Annotated in this window: 15 protein-coding genes; 11 read left to right on the top strand and 4 right to left on the bottom strand. The window is 39.1% G+C overall.

Annotation, left to right across the window (positions count from 1 at the left end):
* Positions 1–5: 5 nt before the first annotated feature.
* The 11 genes from ubiB to mdoH all read left to right on the top strand — a co-directional run bounded on the left by ubiB (position 6) and on the right by mdoH (position 13,992).
* Positions 6–1,610, top strand: a complete 1,605-nt coding sequence (gene ubiB, locus WNY98_RS16320; RefSeq protein WP_342878413.1) for a ubiquinone biosynthesis regulatory protein kinase UbiB — start codon at positions 6–8, stop codon at positions 1,608–1,610.
* 79 nt (positions 1,611–1,689) lie between these two features.
* Positions 1,690–1,938 (top strand): Sec-independent protein translocase subunit TatA, encoded by a 249-nt coding sequence (gene tatA, locus WNY98_RS16315; protein WP_024599714.1) that lies wholly within the window; start codon positions 1,690–1,692, stop codon positions 1,936–1,938.
* A 5-nt stretch (positions 1,939–1,943) separates the two neighbouring features.
* Complete coding sequence (tatB, locus tag WNY98_RS16310) at positions 1,944–2,276, top strand: Sec-independent protein translocase protein TatB (RefSeq protein ID WP_024599713.1); 333 nt, start codon at positions 1,944–1,946, stop codon at positions 2,274–2,276.
* 48 nt (positions 2,277–2,324) lie between these two features.
* A complete protein-coding gene (gene tatC / locus WNY98_RS16305) occupies positions 2,325–3,065 on the top strand; it encodes a twin-arginine translocase subunit TatC (protein ID WP_342878412.1) in 741 nt (246 codons plus the stop codon).
* A gap of 1 nt (position 3,066) precedes the next feature.
* Positions 3,067–3,582, top strand: coding sequence for a hypothetical protein (locus tag WNY98_RS16300; RefSeq protein ID WP_342878411.1), 516 nt, complete (start codon positions 3,067–3,069; stop codon positions 3,580–3,582).
* Entirely contained in the window at positions 3,582–4,367 is a 786-nt protein-coding gene (locus tag WNY98_RS16295) for a TatD family hydrolase (RefSeq protein WP_342878410.1), read from the top strand. Before WNY98_RS16300 ends, WNY98_RS16295 begins: the two co-directional genes overlap by 1 nt.
* A complete protein-coding gene (locus WNY98_RS16290) occupies positions 4,367–6,220 on the top strand; it encodes a diguanylate cyclase (protein WP_342878409.1) in 1,854 nt (617 codons plus the stop codon). The genes WNY98_RS16295 and WNY98_RS16290 overlap by 1 nt, the downstream gene beginning before the upstream one ends.
* 12 nt (positions 6,221–6,232) lie before the next feature.
* Entirely contained in the window at positions 6,233–7,243 is a 1,011-nt protein-coding gene (gene hemB / locus WNY98_RS16285; RefSeq protein WP_342878408.1) for a porphobilinogen synthase, read from the top strand.
* Between the two features lie 128 nt (positions 7,244–7,371).
* Positions 7,372–10,110 (top strand): ExeM/NucH family extracellular endonuclease, encoded by a 2,739-nt coding sequence (locus tag WNY98_RS16280; RefSeq protein ID WP_342878407.1) that lies wholly within the window; start codon positions 7,372–7,374, stop codon positions 10,108–10,110.
* A gap of 329 nt (positions 10,111–10,439) precedes the next feature.
* Complete coding sequence (locus WNY98_RS16275) at positions 10,440–12,059, top strand: glucan biosynthesis protein G (protein ID WP_342878406.1); 1,620 nt, start codon at positions 10,440–10,442, stop codon at positions 12,057–12,059.
* Entirely contained in the window at positions 12,031–13,992 is a 1,962-nt protein-coding gene (gene mdoH, locus WNY98_RS16270; protein ID WP_024599705.1) for a glucans biosynthesis glucosyltransferase MdoH, read from the top strand. The genes WNY98_RS16275 and mdoH overlap by 29 nt, the downstream gene beginning before the upstream one ends.
* Positions 13,993–14,059: 67 nt before the next feature.
* Here mdoH and WNY98_RS16265 read toward each other — a convergent pair whose 3' ends face one another.
* The 4 genes from WNY98_RS16265 to WNY98_RS16250 all read right to left on the bottom strand — a co-directional run bounded on the left by WNY98_RS16265 (position 14,060) and on the right by WNY98_RS16250 (position 19,500).
* Positions 14,060–14,491 (bottom strand): hypothetical protein, encoded by a 432-nt coding sequence (locus tag WNY98_RS16265; protein WP_033036928.1) that lies wholly within the window; start codon positions 14,489–14,491, stop codon positions 14,060–14,062.
* Positions 14,492–14,846: 355 nt separating this feature from the next.
* Positions 14,847–16,931 (bottom strand): elongation factor G, encoded by a 2,085-nt coding sequence (gene fusA / locus WNY98_RS16260; RefSeq protein ID WP_076925899.1) that lies wholly within the window; start codon positions 16,929–16,931, stop codon positions 14,847–14,849.
* 206 nt (positions 16,932–17,137) lie between these two features.
* Positions 17,138–17,863, bottom strand: coding sequence for a response regulator (locus tag WNY98_RS16255; RefSeq protein WP_170072783.1), 726 nt, complete (start codon positions 17,861–17,863; stop codon positions 17,138–17,140).
* Between the two features lie 14 nt (positions 17,864–17,877).
* A complete protein-coding gene (locus WNY98_RS16250) occupies positions 17,878–19,500 on the bottom strand; it encodes a sensor histidine kinase (RefSeq protein WP_197186244.1) in 1,623 nt (540 codons plus the stop codon).
* Positions 19,501–19,503: the final 3 nt, after the last annotated feature.

Below are 19,503 nucleotides of genomic sequence, written 5' to 3'. Positions count from 1 at the left end.
TTTTTGTGTCGACTGCACGTTTGTATAACATCACCAAAACTTTACTTCGCTATGGGCTAGACGAGCTAATTCCTAAACATAAGATCCCTTGGTTTGGTAAAGTAGCTCGTTGCAGTTTGTTTTGGCTGCGTAATCAGCACAAAGAAAAACCTGCAGGACTACGTTTACGTTTGGCACTACAAGAGCTTGGTCCCGTTTGGATTAAGTTTGGCCAAATGCTCTCTACTCGTCGTGACTTACTCCCTCATGATATCGCTTTAGAGCTTGCCTTTTTACAAGATCAAGTTCAGCCATTTGAAGGCAAACTTGCACAAAAAATAATAGAAAAAGCGCTAGAAATTAACGATATAAGTGAATTGTTTAGTGAGTTTTCACAAACTCCTCTAGCTTCTGCATCTATAGCGCAAGTGCATACAGCAAAGCTTATTGATGAGCAAAGCATTGAGCAAGATGTAGTAATTAAGGTTATTAGACCAAATATTTACGAGCAAATTAATGCCGATTTAGCGTTAATGGAAAAGCTCGCTAAGGTACTTGCAAAAGTCCATAACGAATCAAAACGCCTGCGTCCTGTAGAAGTGGTTAAAGAATATAAAAAAACACTCCTAGACGAGCTCGACTTAATGCGCGAAGGTGCCAATGGCATTCAACTTAAGCGCAACTTTGAAGGCTCTGAATCATTGTATATCCCTGCAGTTTACAGTGATTATAGCCGTAGTAATGTCCTAGTAATGGAGCGTATTTACGGTATACCCGTCTCTGATACCGATTCACTTCTGGCGCAAAACACGAATATGAAATTACTTGCTGAGCGCGGCGTAGAAGTGTTTTTTACGCAAGTGTTTAGAGACAGCTTTTTTCATGCCGACATGCATCCGGGTAATATATTCGTCTCTCGCGAGCATCCTGAAAATCCAATGTATATCGGTATTGACTGCGGTATTGTTGGTACTTTGAGCAAAGAAGACAAACGTTATCTAGCTGAAAACTTTATTGCCTTTTTTAATCGTGATTATCGCCAAGTTGCACAGCTACACGTTGATTCTGGCTGGGTACCACACGATACCAGCATTGAAGAATTTGAATTTGCGATTCGCACAGTGTGCGAGCCTATATTCAATAAACCGCTTGCTGAAATTTCATTTGGTCACGTGCTCGTAAATCTATTTAATACCGCACGTCGTTTTAACATGCAGGTTCAACCGCAATTAGTATTACTGCAAAAGACCTTATTATACGTTGAAGGATTAGGGCGTCAGCTATATCCACAACTCGACTTATGGAAAACAGCCAAACCCTTTTTAGAAGATTGGGTTAAGCAGCAAGTTGGACCGCTATCAGTACTGAAGCAAATGTATGCTAACTTGCCATTTTGGGCTGAAAAAATGCCTGAACTACCTGATCTAATTTACCAGAATTTAAAGCGTGCACCACACGCTCATAAACCTCAAGAACAAAAGATATCTCATAAACCTTTAATATTGAGTTTATTTGGTAGTGCTACAATGATTATGGCAACACTTTGTTATTTACAGCACGATTTAATGGCTGCGAGTATTACTATAAGCTTATCGGCTATTAGTTTTATAACAGCATGGCGCAACGCATAAACTGAGTGCTATTTGCGCTATTGGGCGTATAATTAGTATTTAAAATATACATTTAACCGTTTATATATTGGAGAAAACCATGGGTTTTGGTGGTATTAGTATTTGGCAATTATTAATTGTTTTAGCGATCATAGTTTTACTTTTCGGTACAAAAAAACTACGCGGTATGGGTGGAGACATTGGTGGCGCTGTTAAAGGCTTTAAAAAAGCAATGTCGGACGACACAGCGAGTGAACAAGAAAAATCAGAGCAAATTCAACAATCAGAAAAAAGCACCGTTGACGGCTCAACCAATACTGAAAAAAACAAAGATAGCAATAAGGTTTAATTAGTATGGGGATGTGGGAACTTGTTGTTATTTTTATTGTTGGCTTAGTAGTGCTTGGCCCTGAGCGCTTACCTGTTGCTATTAGAACAGTAAGTAAATGGGTTAAAACAGCTAAGTCACTTGCCAACTCGGTAAAAGCCGAAGTAAGTGAGGAACTGCGTATTCACGAACTTCACGAAAACCTTAAAAAAGCAGAACAACAAGAACTAAAAGATTTAAGCCCTGAGTTACAAAGTTCATTAACAGAGTTACAAAAAGCGGCTGAGTCAGTTACTCACAGCTACAAGAAAAAACAACCTGATACATCAAATAACCAACAACTTGATGAAAAAAAGTGAAATTTATCTCTCACTTTGTGGTCAACTTATTACATGGTATAAAAAATAATGGCTGAGGAAGTAAAATCGGGATTTGTAGCTCATTTAATTGAGTTGCGTGATCGGCTAATAAAAGCACTATTGAGCATTTTCATTATTTTTATTGCCATAGTATATTTTGCGAATGACATTTATGCCTTTGTTGCACAGCCGTTAGTTTCGCATTTGCCAAGTACTGCAACTATGATTGCAACCGACGTTACTGCCCCCTTTTTTGCACCTTTCAAACTAACTTTATTTGTCGCTTTATTTGCGTCAATTCCGTGGATATTGCATCAAATTTGGGGGTTTATAGCGCCGGGTTTATATAAGCATGAAAAGAAAATGCTCATGCCTATTCTCGCCTCAAGTATAGTATTATTTTATGGCGGTATAGCCTTTTGTTATTTTGTAGTTCTGCCAATTATTTTAGGCTTTTTTACAAGTACTGGTCCAGAGATGATGACTCTTGCGCCCGACATAAGTAGCTATTTAGGGTTTGTATTAAAACTGTTTTTTGCATTTGGTGTCGCTTTCGAAATTCCTGTGGCAATTATGCTGCTATGTTGGAGTGGTGCAACAACAACAAAAAGCTTAAAAGAAAAGCGCCCATATATTGTCGTAGGCGTTTTTGTAGTGGCGATGTTTTTAACACCGCCCGATGTGTTATCACAAACTTTACTAGCATTTCCGATGCTTCTTTTGTTTGAGCTAGGCCTAATTTTAGCAAAATTCTATACCGCTAAACCACAAAAAGAATCTGAGGAATAAAATGAAAAAACAACTACTCTCACTATTGGTTTTATTAAGTGCGCCTACTTTTGCTGCGCAAACACAATTTAATACTCAAGCGTTACAAGCATGTAGCTTTATTGAAAACGATTTTAATCGCTTACTTTGCTATGACAATACAGTTGCTGGTAAATCACTAACAAAGCCAACAGTAACAAAAACGCTTACTCCACCAACGGCTAACAATGTACCTCAAGTCGTAGCTGCTGCACCAATTCAAGCAAAGGCAAAAGCTGACGATTTTGGCTTAGAGCACAAAGAATCACAGGTAGAAAAAGAAACTGAAATCAAAGCTATGGTTACATCAGTTGATGAGGCTGCTTATGGTGAATTAATTATTTCGCTAGATAACGGTCAACAATGGCGTCAAATTGGCTCTGACAGCATGCGTTTAAAAGAAGACGATACAATTGTAATTAGCCGCGGTGCATTCAGCTCTTTCCTATTGAAGAAAGACGGTAAAAACCGCTCTATTCGCGTTAAACGTACTAAATAATGTCATACACATTAATTGATGCTGGGGTTAACTTAACTAACCATCAGTTTGATGAGCAGCATCATGATGTAGTTACCCGCGCAAGTGAAGCCGGTGTTACAAATATGCTTATTATAGGTTGTGACATTGCAAGCAGTCAGCAATCACTCGAGCTTGCGATAAAGCACCTTCAATATTCTACGGCGGGTGTGCACCCGCATGATGCAAAATCAGCGACTAGTGGACTCGAAGCACAACTAACTGCCCTTACAAATAATAAGCAAGTTATTGCCATTGGTGAGTGCGGCCTTGATTATAACCGTGACTTTTCACCTCGCGATGTACAACGTGATGTTTTTAGACGCCAGTTAGTACTTGCTAAAAAGTTAGATTTACCTGTTTACTTACATGAACGTGATGCAAGTGACGACATGCTAAGTATTTTAAAAGAGTTTAATATTCGCGGTGTACTCCACTGCTTTACGGGTAACTCAGCAGCTCTAAAGCAATATTTAGATTTAGGTCTGTATATTGGTATAACGGGTTGGGTATGTGATGAAAGGCGTGGTAAAGATTTACAACAACTAGTGCCTAGCATTCCTCTAGATCGATTATTAATAGAAACTGATGCACCATTTTTAATTCCACGAACAGTTAAGCCAAAACCTAAATCGCGTAAAAATGAACCTGCTCTGCTTCCTTATATTTGCCAAACAGTTGCGCAACTTTATCAAATAGATGAAGAAGTTGTGGCCCGCAAAACTACAGAAAACTTTTACAATGTTTTTGGTTTAAAGAGCTGCTGATGGCGTGCGCAAAAGCATTACTAAGTCTATTGATGCTTCTTTGCACTTTTTGCTCTTTCGCAAGCCCTGTAATAATAAAACATGATTTTAACTCCCAAAACATTAATAACCTGCATTACTCTTTTGAACCAACTTCGCTATTAGATGCACAACAAAGTAGCCATATACAGTGGCAAAAAAACACAGGTAAACCTCTTAACCTAGGTCTTGAGCAGCGTTCTGTATGGGTGAAATTTAAAATAAAAAACACGCTTAGTTATAATACCGAACAACTGTTGTCGCTAAACAACCCTCTGCTAAACGACGTTCAAGTATATCAGTTACATAACTCGCAATTACTTTCTTACACCCAAATTGGCGATGCATACCCCCTTGATAAGCGTGCGATCAGAAGTGAATCTTTATTAGTTAAACTAATTAGCCCTGCAAATAGCGAAACGATTATTATACTGAAGGTGATGAATAGCTCAGGCTTGCGAGTCCCTTTAACTTTGTGGCAACCAGAAGCTTATTTAGCGCATAAAGGTAAACTTAATTTACTCTATGGCTTATTGATTGGTTTTATATTTTCTTTAGGTGTGAGCTGCTTAGTTTTATATGGTTTTTCGCGTAAACGTTATTTTATTTGTGCTGGTTTAATCACACTCACATTGGGGGGGGTCTTAGCCTACCTTTGTGGCTTTGGCTTAAAATATATTCACCCTAATTTGCCGGCGTTACAGCAAGTTATGATCCCTATACTACTTATGCTTATTACTTTAATGTTTTTGCCTTTGCAAAAGCAAATTTGCCATCCAAAGCCCTCTTTTTTACTAACGGTTCAAAAGGTAGTGGTTAACGTATTAGGTGTCTCGTTATTATTTATTTGGTTATTTCCAAACCATATAGTGACACTATTTTGCTTAACGGCTACCCCAATCGCTTTAGGCTTTTATATTGCAACTACATTTACGTGCATGCGTTTAGCGCCTTCTAAACCTAATAAAGCGCTATTGCTCGTATTAGTTTTTTTCTTGGTGGTAATGCTTTATTTTATTGTGGCAGTAATGGGGCTATACGCCTTTAGCAGAAGTACATTAGCATTTGTATTTGCATGCTTTTTTAGCTGCACTTTCTGTCTATGTTACAGTGTAATGAAGTTATTTATTTTACAACGCGATGAAGAAGTAATAGCTCAGCAAACCTTGATTGCTGAAAATGCAGCCCAAGATACACTGCTTAAAGAGCGCTTAAAGTTACAAGAAAAAACGCGTCAAGAACTCGAATCACAAGTCGACGAACGCACCTTTGAATTACAAGTTACACTTAGAGAACTTGAAGAAAAAAATCGTTCACTTGAGTTACTCAATACCGAAGACGCTTTAACCGGAATAAAAAACAGACGTTTTTTTGATAAGAAACTCGTCATGGAACTTCGTCGGTCTCGCCGAGAGCAAACACCACTTAGTATTGTTATGCTTGATATAGACCGGTTCAAAAGCATTAACGATATGTACGGACACATAATTGGCGATCAAGTTATTAAAGCTGTATCTAACCTAATAAAAGATCATTTAAAGCGCCCACTAGATGAGGTTGCTCGTTATGGCGGTGAAGAGTTTGTGGTGCTATTACCTAATACCCCCAGTGAAGGCGCACAAGACATAGCTGAAAAAATACGAGCAGCTATCTCAACCAGTACAGTAACGGTTGCCAATAATGATATTCAATTTACAATTAGCGCTGGTGTATACACCAGCATTGCTGATGATGTTAGCAACCCTCAAATTTTTACTGAGTGCGCCGACAAAGCACTTTATTACGCAAAACAACATGGCCGTAATCAAGTAATTACTTTTCCATTACCACAGTAGGAGCATATTAATATGGCCCAATCAGGATTAGACCTTTTCCCGTATACTCGCATGCGCAGAATGCGCCGCAGCGACTTTTCTCGCCGCTTAATGGCTGAAAATCAACTTAGCGTAAACGATTTAATTTACCCTGTATTTGTACTTGAAGGTAAAAATCGCCGCGAAGCAATTGAATCAATGCCGGGTATCGAGCGTTTATCAATAGATTTGCTGTTGCTTGAAGCAAAAGAACTTGTTGAACTTGGTGTACCTGCCTTAGCTATTTTTCCGGTAACCCCTGCGGATAAAAAATCATTATCTGCCGAAGAAGCATATAATGATGATGGCTTAGTTCAACGCACTGTTCGTGCTTTAAAAGAAGCATTTCCTGAGTTGGGTGTAATTACTGATGGTGCACTTGATCCATTCACAACGCACGGTCAAGACGGTATTATTGATGACACTGGCTATGTGATAAACGACGTAACCACCGAAATTTTAGTTAAACAAGCACTCTCACATGCAGAAGCAGGCGCTGATGTAATTGCCCCTTCAGACATGATGGATGGCCGTATTGCTGCAATTCGTGAAGCGCTTGAAGCTGATGGGTTTGTGCATACCCGTATTATGGCCTACTCAGCTAAATACGCATCTAGCTACTATGGCCCATTTAGAGATGCAATAGGTTCTGCTAGTAACTTAAAAGGTGCCGATAAAAAAACCTACCAAATGGACCCTGCAAACTCTGATGAAGCAATACGTGAAGTCGCATTAGACTTACAAGAAGGCGCTGATATGGTCATGGTTAAGCCTGGCATGCCTTATTTAGATATTGTACGTCGTGTTAAAGACGAGTTTGGCGTACCTACTTTCGCATATCAGGTAAGTGGCGAGTATGCAATGCACAAAGCAGCTATCGATAACGGTTGGTTAAGTGAGGAAGCTACTATAATGGAGTCTTTACTTGCATTTAAGCGTGCAGGCGCTGATGGAATATTGACCTACTTTGCTAAGCAAGCCGCACAATACCTAGCTAAAAAGTAAGGGTTTTATAAAAAGGCGGTTAAACCGCCTTTTATTTACATTCGTTTACATTTTTGTATTATTTTCGTCATATTTATTCTCTAAACTGGTGTCCCATTTTGGGATTAATACACGGGAATAATAAAAAAATGTTTAAAACAAAAATAACACCACTCGCACTTGTTATAGCCAGTCTCAGTGCACCAGCATCCGCTGATCTAATCATTTCTGAATATATAGAAGGAAGTGGTTACAATAAAGCCATTGAACTTTACAATAATGCAACAACAGACATTGACCTTAGTGAATACTCATTACAGCGCTATTCAAATGGCTCTGCTAGCGTATCTACAGAAATTACATTAAGCGGTACTTTAGCTGCAAATAGTACCTATGTAATTGTCAATGCGGACACTAGAGCTTCTACCGACCTTTCAGGTAAAGCTGATCTATTAGATAGCGTAGTTAACTTTAATGGTGATGATGCAATCGTATTGACTAAGGATGGATCTGTTGTTGATAGTTTTGGACAAGTTGGTTTCGATCCTGGTTCATCGTGGTCAGAAGGCGGAGTAACCACAGCGAATCAAACTTTACGCAGAAAAGATGAAATTACTACAGGAAGAACAACACCTGATGCAGCATTTAACCCAAGTGAAGAATGGGTACAGTTCGACCAAGATGAGTTTGGCGGCTTAGGCTCACATGCAGGTAATGGTGGAACAACACCTGAACCAATTCCAGAACCAGAACCACTTGAACCACTAGTTTGTGGTGCAGAAAAAACACTAATAAATGCTATTCAAGGTGACGGCTCTGCTAGCCCACTTGTAGGTACATTAGTAGAACTTGAAGGTGTGGTAACCGCAGACTTCCAAGGTGATGATCAATTAAAAGGCTTTTTTGTTAGCTCACTTGCTACAGACATAGATGCCAACCCACTAACTTCTGAAGGTGTGTTTGTTTATTTTGCAGATACTGATGTAAATGTTGGTGACCATGTGCGCGTACAAGGTACTGTTGAAGAGTATTTTGATGCAACACAAATTGGCAGCGTAAGCCAAGTAGCAATTTGTGATACAGGTTTACCTGTAGCAGCTACAAAAATTACTTTACCTTTAGCTGATACAACGGATTTAGAATCTTTTGAAGGTATGCTAGTTACTTTGGAGCAACCATTAGTAGTAACTAATAACTTTGGCCTAGGTCGATATGGTGAAGTTGAGTTAGCAACAGAGCGCTTGTATCAAGGTACACAGGTTGCACTACCTGGAGATACGGCTAATGCAGTTGAAACAGAAAACCTGCTTAAAAAGATCCTACTAGATGATGGCTCTACTGTACAAAACTTAGACCCAACAGCGTACCCAACTCCAGGCTTGTCAGCAGAAAATACATTACGTACTGGTGACACTGTAAACACAGTTACAGGTGCACTTGCTTATAGCTTTAGCCTTTACAGAATACACCCAACTTTAGCACCTCAGTTTATTGCAACAAATGCACGTGAAGATGCGCCTGAACTTAATGCTGAAGCAGATTTACGCGTAGCTAGCTTCAACGTACTTAATTACTTTAATGGTGATGGCCAAGGCGAAGGATTCCCTACCGCTCGAGGTGCAGATTCAGAAGCTGAACTTATTCGTCAAGAAGCTAAAATTGTAAGTGCAATTAGCGCTATCCAGGCCGACGTTGTTGGTTTAATGGAAATAGAAAATGATGGCTTTGGCGAATTTAGCGCTATTGCGAGCTTAGTAAATGCATTAAACGAAGCTGATTCAGCTAACCAGTACGCATTTGTTGACTTTAACGTAGATCAAATTGGTACAGATGCAATTACTACCGCATTAATTTATCGTGCTAACAAAGTAGAAGAAGTAGGTACTGCTGCCATTACAACTGAAGCACCATTTGATTTTAGTAATCGTGCTCCAATTGCACAAAGCTTTAAATCATTAGAAACTGATGAAATATTTACTGTTGCTGTGTCACACCTTAAATCTAAAAGCTGTGGTAGTGCTTCGGGTAATAATGCAGATTCGGGCGATGGTCAAGGCTGTTGGAATGAAATACGCACAGAGGGTGCTAATGCATTCGCTGATTGGCTTGATAGCAAACCAACCGGTATTGACGACGAAGATACTATTTTAGTCGGCGATATGAATGCTTACGCAATGGAAGACCCAATACGTGCATTTGCTGATAAAGGCTACAAAAATGTAGTTGCAGAAATTGATGGGGATACACTTGGTTACTCTTACAGCTTTTCTGGTCGCGCTGGTAGTTTAGATCACGCAGTAGCTACCCAATCACTACTTAGTAAAATTGTTGCAGCAACAGATTGGCACATCAACGCAGATGAACCTATTTCTCTTGATTACAATGTAGAGTTTAAAAGCGAAGGTCAACAATCTAGTTTGTACTCTGAAAGTGCATACCGCGCATCAGATCACGACCCTGTAATTATTGATATTAAATCTGAAATTACTTTAACACCTGAAGAGCAAACGCCTGTTATTACAGCTGATCAAGTTTTTGCAGTCGATGAAAACAGCGCAATTGGTACAGTTATCGGCACGCTCGATTTTAGTGATCCAAATGCCGATGAATCACCTGTTGTTAAATTTATTACATCTGATAATGATAGCGTTTCAATTAACAATCAGGGGCAGTTAATTGTTGCTGGAGAGATTGATTACGAATTCGAAAATCGTATTACTTTAACAGTGCAAGCTCAAGATAGCGTGGGTAACTTATCTAACGTTGAAAAAGTAGCTGTGAAAGTAAATAACTTACGCTCAGATGACGATAATGATGCAGGTTCATTATTATGGTTATCACTTCTTTTAGCACCACTATCAATAGTGCGTCGATTTAAAAAGAAATAACTAAGTTAAATCCAAACATTTAAAAAGCCGCTCTTGCGGCTTTTTTATTTTATACAAATGTAATTCAGACAAGCTTCATTAAACCCCCCGTAATATGTTCAGACGATCTGTGAATCTTCTAGTAATTAACCAGTAACAACTACATACATTTGAGTGAATTTTACACAATGAAACTCTTTTTATTATGTATATCGGTTTTACCTATTGAAAAGTATGAACTTTTATATGGGTTCACATTTTGCTTTAAATAATTAAGAAGATACTTACTAAACAAAATCAATATTTACCCTAAACGTAAAAATAAGTCGTGTTTTTATAAAGGAATGAGAATGAAACAATTAACCCAAAATCTGCCTAAATGGCAAAAAAAGTCAGCACCACTACTGGGTCTACTTATTATTTTTTCGACTTGGGGCAATAGCAACCAAGCGATTGCTGCAACCGTTGATGTAGCAATCCCACAAAGTAGCTTATTTGATGTAATTAGCGCTCGCGCTAAAAAGTTAGCAAGCGAAGAATACGTGGCGCCTAAAAACATTGAGCTTGAAGCACTAAATAATATTGATTATCAAGATTACCGTTCAATTCGATTTAAAAAAGACAAAGCGGTATGGAAAGATGAAGGCCTGTACGAGCTACAATTATTCCACCCTGGTTTTTTATATAAAACACCTGTGACAATAAATACCGTTGATAGCGACTCTAAACGCAGTCGCTTACCTTTCAGTACTGACTTTTACCAATATGATGGCACAGCTGCACCACTACAAGAAGAAATAGCTAAAAGTGTTGCGGGTACTCAACTAGGCCATGCTGGATTTCGCATACATTACCCATTGAATACTAACGAGTATAAAGATGAAGTAATGGTATTTCAGGGTGCATCGTATTTTAGAGTCGTTGGCCCTCAACAGGTTTATGGCTTATCAGCTAGAGGCCTTGCCATTGATACTGCAGAAAATTCGGGTGAAGAATTTCCAGTTTTTAAAGAATTCTGGTTAGTTAAACCAAAGGCCGACCAAACACAAATTACCATTTTTGCATTATTAGATAGCCCATCTATATCGGGTGCATACAAGTTCAGTGTTGACCCTACCACTAATATGCTAGTTGATGTTGATATGCAGATATTTGCGCGTAAAGATATTAAAAAACTGGGTGTAGCACCATTAACGAGTATGTTTTATCACGGCGAAAACAGCACCAAATTTTTTGATGACTACCGCCCTGAAGTTCATGACTCGGATGGTCTATTAACTCAATCTACTGATGACAAATGGGTATGGCGCCCTCTTAACAATCCTTCGCAGTTAAGTGTTACTTCATTTTCGTACAATAACCCAAAAGGTTTTGGGTTAGCTCAGCGAGATCGAGATTTTAATAACTATTTAGACACAGAAGCACATTACCACAACCGCCCCAGCCTATGGATCGAACCACAAGGTGAATGGGGAAATGGTCGTGTAGAACTTGTAGAAATACCTACTGATACAGAAACTAACGACAATATCGTGAGTTACTGGGTACCAGAAAAGCCAATGAAAGCCGGAGATTCATTAAAGCTGAGCTACAAAATGACAACCTTTAATGCAGCTTTAACTCAGCACGAAAAAGCGCGAGTATTACGTACAAGGATTGGTAGCGCCGCTTTACCTGGTGAAGACAACCCACCACCAAAAAGTCATCGCCAATTTACTGTTGATTTTACTGGGTCAGAAATAAATCAACTTTCAGAACAATTAAAATTAGATGCCGACATTCAACTTACAACAGGCGAAGTAACCGACATAAATATCCAAAAACTGCCTGATTCACGAGGATGGCGTGTAGCTTTCAAAATTGCACCACAGGACGATCAACCCGTTGATATGCGTTTATCGTTAAAACTACGAGACAAAGAAATTAGCGAGGTATGGAGCTATGTTTGGTACCCAAATGACATCAAGTAATAAAGGGAAGGGCACTCCTATGCCATTCAAAACACTAAGAGTATGGCTATTTGCTATTGCGGCACTTGGCACATCTGGCTACGGCATATCTATTATGTTTGAGATTTTAAGCTCAAACGGTATGACATTACTTGAATACGCTCTTTTAGTATTATTCTCAATCACTTTTGCCTGGATTGTAACGGCCTTTTGTAGTGGAACAATTGGCTTTGTATTACAGCTATTACGAATTGATCCACTTACATTGAAACGTATTAAACCAATTGAGTTTGACGAGGAGGCAATTAACGCCCAAAAAACCGCCGTTGTAATGCCTATTTATAACGAAGATACCCACCGTGTTATCGCGGGTTTTGAAGTCAGCCTGCAATCGTTAAAAGAAACAGGTCAACTTGCAAACTTTGATTTTTACTTATTAAGCGACACCCAAGACCCACAAATAGCTAAAAATGAGCTAAGTGCGTGGCATGCATTGTGTGAGCGTTTAGGTGATACGGCAAAGCACGTATTCTATCGCCGTCGCGAAGATAACAAACATCGTAAAGTAGGTAACCTAACCGACTTTTGTGAGCGCTGGGGCAGCCAGTACGACCATATGATTGTGCTTGATGCAGATAGCGTAATGACCGGAAAATGTATGTTAGAGCTTACTACAAGTATGCTCAACAACCCACAAGCAGGTCTGATCCAAACTATTCCGATCCCTGTTCGTCAAGATACCTTTTTTGGCCGTTTTTTACAGTTTGCGTCAGTACTTTATAGTCCAATGCTCGCGACTGGCTCAGCTTTTTGGCAAACTGATAAAGCAAACTATTGGGGTCATAATGCAATCATTAGAGTTGAGGCATTTATAACGTGCTGTGGTTTGCCAACACTAAAAGGTAATGCACCTTTTGGCGGCGAAATTTTAAGTCATGACTTTGTAGAAGCTTCACTACTTCATAGTGCTGGTTGGGATGTATTGTTGCTATCAGATATTGAAGGTAGCTATGAAGAAGTACCAAGTAACATTCTAGACTACGCTGTACGCGATAGACGTTGGGTGCAAGGTAATATTCAGCACTTAGGTTTACTATCGTCATCCAAATTAAAATTAATGAGTAAGTTGCATTTTCTACTCGGTGCCACAGCCTATATTTCATCGCTAATTTGGCTCTCAATGTTGGCGCTAAGTACTATTGATGCAGTAACTCGCGCATTAAATAGTGATGTGTACTTTAACCGTGTTTACCAATTATTCCCCACATGGCAAATAGCTAAAACCGATCTTATTGATTCACTCTTGTATCTAACTATTATTATTTTATTAATGCCTAAATTAATGGGCATAATAGTAACCCTAATACATAGAAACAAACGCTTTGGTGGTTCAATTAAGCTAATACTAGGTTCAATCATTGAAACTGTATTTGCTATTATTGTTGCCCCATTAATGATGGTATTTCATGCTTACTTTGTACTTTGTGTGTTTTTAGGCAAAAAAGTGAAGTGGGATGCACAACCTCGTGAAGGTCGCATGGTCCCTTGGAAGGAAGCGTTTGGTTATACGTTATTCTCAACTATTGTGGCTATTGCATGGGGTAGTACAGCTTATTACTTCACACCAGTGTTCTTTTGGTGGTTATCGCCTATATTATTAGGCTTAGTGTTAGGCGCTCCAATTATCCGTTATACCAGTAGCATTAAGCTCGGTGTACAGCTTAGAAAGTTAGGTATATTTATTTGCCCTAGCGAAGTTGATAACGATTCAACGCTAGAAGCGCTTAAAACGCACCTAAAAGAAATTTCGATACCTGAGGAAGGTGCTTATCCACAAACTATACCGACACTACCACAAGAGCAATTGGTAACAATGCCTATCCAGTCCTTTAAAAAGCCAAGCAGGCTAAAGATGAAAGCGCTAAAAGCTAAGGCTATAAAAAAGTTTAATTAGCGCGTTATAAAATACAAAAACTAAAAAGGAGCGATTAATCGCTCCTTTTTGCTATCTTAATTAAAAATCAAGCGTTGCATTTATCGCTAATATTTTCCACTTTGTCAGCTAACTTATTACAGTACATTTCAGAAATAGCTGACTGCGCTTCATCATCAAGTTGCCAGTTATAGAAATGGAAATTTTTGCCATTATCTAGCTTCACCTTAAAAATGGTGAAAAGAAAAAACGAACTAAATGATACGCAACTAATTTCCTCACTATTGATATAGCGCTCTGTGCACAAACGTGTATAACAAATACCTGCTTTATAACAATGTAAAAAACGAAGATGAAGAATATTAAAAGCAATGATAATTAGTAGAGCTGGCATTACAGTGAGAAAAACAATCTTTAGGTTCACAGTAAACATAATATGAATTAAAAATATTATGCTGAATGCTAAAATACATTTTGTGAATTGTAGCCACCAGTTTGGTGCTAATTTAATAGATTTCATGATCGTTACGTCTTATATAGAATTAATATGTAAACGTCTCTGCTGCGGAGACTTCCCTATCTGACTTTAGAGCTCTAGTCTGAAAGTGCTGGTATTCTACATTACGCACATAGAAGCATCAACAGAAGTTCTTAAAATTCAGTAGGTTACATAGCATTTACAATTAACTCCTTACAAACCAACTGATTAAGTAAATGAAGTAAATAAAATGCTCTCTAATACCTTTTTACTAACTGATAATATAGGACTACTTAATAATAAAATGTAGCTATAAACAACTACAAAAAAAACTAAATTATAGGCAATAAAAAACCCGCAACATGTGCGGGTTTTTTTTAAAGAGTTAAAGAGCTAATTATTTAGCAGCTTTTTTCTCTTTTTCTGCAGCGATTACTGTATCAGCAACGTTTTGCGGACATGCAGCGTAGTGTGAGAACTCCATAGAGAACTGACCACGACCTGATGTCATTGTACGTAGTGTACCGATGTAACCGAACATTTCTGATAACGGTACGTCAGCTTTAATACGGCTGCCTGTTAAACCAGCTTCTTGGTCTTTCATCATACCACGACGACGGTTAAGGTCACCGATTACGTCACCAACGTGATCTTCTGGAGTGAACACGTCAACATTCATGATTGGCTCAAGAAGTTGTGCGCCCGCTTTAGGGATCGATTGACGGAAAGCGCCTTTAGCAGCGATTTCGAACGCGATTGCAGATGAATCCACGGCATGGAAACCACCGTCGAAAAGTTCAATTTCAACGTCAAGTACAGGGAAGCCAGCTAGAACACCAGTACCCATCATTGACTTGAAGCCTTTCTCAACTGCAGGCCAGAATTCTTTAGGTACGTTACCACCAACAACAGATGATTTAAACGTAAAGCCTGAAGCAACTTCGCCTGGCTTGATACGGTAATCAATTTTACCGAACTGACCAGAACCACCAGATTGTTTCTTATGCGTGTAGCTATCTTCAATTTCTTTAGTGATAGTTTCACGGTAAGCAACTTGTGGTTGACCAACAATAAGGTCTACGCCATAAGTACGCTTAAGAATATCTACTTTGATATCTAAGTGAAGCTCACCCATACCTTTAAGGATAGTCTCGCCTGAATCTTCATCAGTCTCAACTTGGAAAGATGGATCTTCTGCAACCATTTTACCGATAGCAACACCCATTTTCTCATTACCGCCTTTATCTTTAGGCTGTACAGCAATCGAGATTACTGGAGTTGGGAATACCATTGGCTCAAGTGTTACTGGGTGCTTAGGATCACATAATGTGTGACCAGTTTGCACGTTTTTCATGCCTACGATAGCAATGATGTCACCAGCTTGTGCGCTAGTTAATTCGTTACGGTCATCTGCTTGCATCTCAACCATACGGCCAACACGCTCAGTTTTACCAGTAAACGAGTTAAGGATAGTATCACCCTTGTTTAGTTTACCTGAGTAAATACGTACGAATGTTAATGCACCAAAACGGTCATCCATTATCTTGAATGCCAATGCTTTGAAAGGTTCATCTGCAGATACGATTGCAAATTCACCATTTTCGTTACCTTCTTCATCCATAAGAGGTTGAGGGTCAACTTCTGTAGGAGCTGGTAAGTAATCAACAACAGCGTCAAGAATAAGCTGCATACCTTTGTTCTTAAACGCAGAACCACAGTATGTAGGGAAGAAAGCAAGGTCACGAGTACCTTTACGGATACAACGTTTGATGTCTTCTACAGAAGGTGCTTCACCTTCCATGTAAGCTTCAAGTAGTTCATCGTCTTGCTCAAGGGCAGTTTCAACAAGCATTTCATAATACTCGTCAGTTTTTTCTACCATGTCTGCAGGAACATCTGTGATTTCGTAGTTTTCAGGAAGACCAGTGTCATCCCAAACGTATGCTTTTTTAGTTAAAACATCAACAACACCAACAAACTCATCTTCAATACCAATTGGTAAAGTCATGATTAGTGGTACAGCACCAAGTACTTTACGTACTTGCTCAGTTACACGGTAAAAATCAGCACCCATACGGTCTAATTTGTTTACGAAGATAATACGTGCAACTTCTGAGTCATTAGCATAACGCCAGTTAGTTTCTGATTGTGGTTCAACACCACCAGAACCACAGAACACACCAACACCGCCATCTAATACTTTAAGTGAACGGTAAACTTCAACTGTGAAGTCAACGTGTCCAGGAGTATCGATAACGTTAAAACGGTGATCTTTCCAGAAACAGCTTACAGCCGCAGACTGAATAGTAATACCGCGCTCAGCTTCTTGTTCCATGAAGTCAGTAGTAGATTCACCATCATGAACCTCACCTGTTTTATGGATTTGACCAGTAAGCTTTAGGATACGCTCAGTAGTCGTGGTTTTACCCGCATCAACGTGCGCGAAAATACCAATGTTTCTGTACTTCGATAAATCTGCCATTAATTTTACTCTTAATAAAGTCGATAAATTATTCGGCAGGAGTATAACATCACTTAAAGCGAACATCACCATACAAGCCGCTTAAAATGCAATCAATTCAACATATTTTTTTATATGCCAGAATCTATTAAATATCAAACATAACAAAAAACATGCAAGACCTTGAAATAAATGGAATTTAATGCATTTACTTCAAATGCACGAAGTTACTTCGTTATTTTATAGCAGCGTTCAGGGCGGCCAATACTACCGTAGCTTTGATCCGCAGTTAACTTGCCTGACTCCAGTAAATACTCCAAGTAACGGCGCGCTGTAGAGCGGCTTACGCCAACTAAATCGCCCATTTGTTGAGCGGTAAATGCAGTGGTTCCGTGCTCTACAAAAGCATTATGTATTTTTTGTAGGGTAAGTTGATCGACCCCTTTTGGTAAACGAATAGACGTGTTGGTTTGTTGCTTTGAGCCAAATAATGTATCAACCATCGACTGTGTTACTTCACTCGCATCAGAAAAACATTGCTGACGTGATTCAAAACGTGCAAGAGCTTGATCAAGACGGCTTAGCATTAACGGCTTTACTAAAAAGTCGCACGCGCCTAACTGCATTGCTTTTTCAAGGGTTTCGACCTCTTTAGCTGCTGTTAACAACATAACTTCACTTTTAATCGCCCGTCGTCGTAAATCGCTTAACAAATCTAAGCCATTGCCATCTGGCAAATGTATATCGAGTAGAATTAAATCGGGTTCAATAGCATGCAACAAAGCTGTTGCCGTACTTAAATTACCGGCAATGCCTACTACCTGATACTGAGCTTGTCTTAAGCTCTGCTTTGGCGTTTGGCTACCGGCCACACCATTTGGTAATAACAAGTACTGCGCTAATAGCTGTGCTACCTCTACTTCGTCTTCAATTATTACTACTGAATACGTCATATTTAATGCTCTTATTATTTTGGAATATAAATACTTAGCCTTGCACCAAGCAAGTCTGACTCACCAATTTCTAACGTGCCACCACATGAGTCCAAATTTGTTTTTACTAAATATAACCCAATACCATGCCCCGCTCCCGATTTAGAGCTGTATTGAGGAGTAAAAATAACATCATGGTCAGAGCCTAACCCAAAGCCAGTATCTTCTACATCAAATAAAAGTGTTTGACTGGTTTCATCAACGGTTACACGTACTTTTGCAGAGCGAGAATCTGATGCTCTAATTGCAGCTTCAATGGCATTGTCTATTAAGTTTCCTAAAATAGACACTACTCGCTCTAGCATATCTTTGCGTGCAATAACGCCAAGTAGACTGTCAGGATTAAGCTCAAGCACAACATTTAATTCTCGCGCTTTATGATATTTACCCACTAACAAACCAGCAAGCACTGGGTCTTGTATGCACTCTAACAAGTTATGAATTTGTGCTTGGGAGCCTTGGCTTTCTTGCCCTATAATTTCTATAGCTTGCTCATTTTTCCCCATTTGCACTAACGCGCCAATTAAGTTGAGCTTATTGGAGTAGTCATGAGTTTGTACCCTTAAAAGCTCTGCAAAAGCCTGAACTTTAGTAAGTTGCTGGCTTAAATATTCAAGTTCATCAGAGGGGCGCATACTTAGTAAAATACCATCTGCCTGCCCTTGCACCTGTAAAGAAAACCTCGATAAAATGAGTCGTTTATCGGCGGCAAACAATTCAAAACCCACTATTTTACGCCGCTGATTTCGTAATAGAAACTCTGCGTGCTCTGGCAGTAAATCGTTTAAGCTGAGGTTCTGATTAATAATTGAAGTTGGTTTATCTAATATTTCGCAGGCGCGTTGGTTGAGTTTTCGTACTTTTCCGTCCGGGTCGAGTGCAATAATACCGCTGCGTACCGTATTTAAAATTGCATCTTGCTCTGAAAACAAACGTGCAATTTCATCTGGCTGCAGGCCAAAAATAGCATTTCTGACACGCTGTCCAATATAAATAGCCGCCAGTATACTTAAACCTACAAGTATTAAGCCCCATATTAAAATTTCACTACTGCGAGAGAGAATAAGCGGATCGATTGATTGTACTAAAAAACCAACCGACACAACGCCTACTATTTCATTATTACCTGCGTACACCGGCACTTTGCCACGAATTGATTCACCTAAACTACCATGAGCTACCGAAATATAGCGTTTACCTTTTAGCGCAGCTTGGCTATCACCACCAACCATTTTCTTGCCAATTTTATCTTCATCAGGATGTACAATACGAAATGCATTCTCATCGCCAATAACAATAAAGTCAGCACCTACAAGTTGTCGTAAATCTTCAATTTGCACGTTGATAGCGTTTAAGTCACTAGGGGTTTGCAATGCATTAATTACATCAGCACGTGTCGCTACACTACTAGCCACAGCTAATGCCTTATCGCCAATATGGCTATGTAAACTTTGCGCTGTAAGTTGATACACCAACGCGCCAAATAATAAAGCCTGCAATACACATAATCCTGTTACCCAAATAATTAATCGTGTTTCTAAACGTTTAGGTTTTGTGACCATGTTTTGCAATGGATTTAGCTTGTTGGTGTTTTTCATTTC

Origin of the sequence: Pseudoalteromonas sp. AS71, from assembly GCF_038900275.1 — a bacterium.
In the GTDB taxonomy this organism is placed as follows: domain Bacteria; phylum Pseudomonadota; class Gammaproteobacteria; order Enterobacterales; family Alteromonadaceae; genus Pseudoalteromonas.
This window is presented reverse-complemented; position numbering and strand designations above follow the sequence as displayed.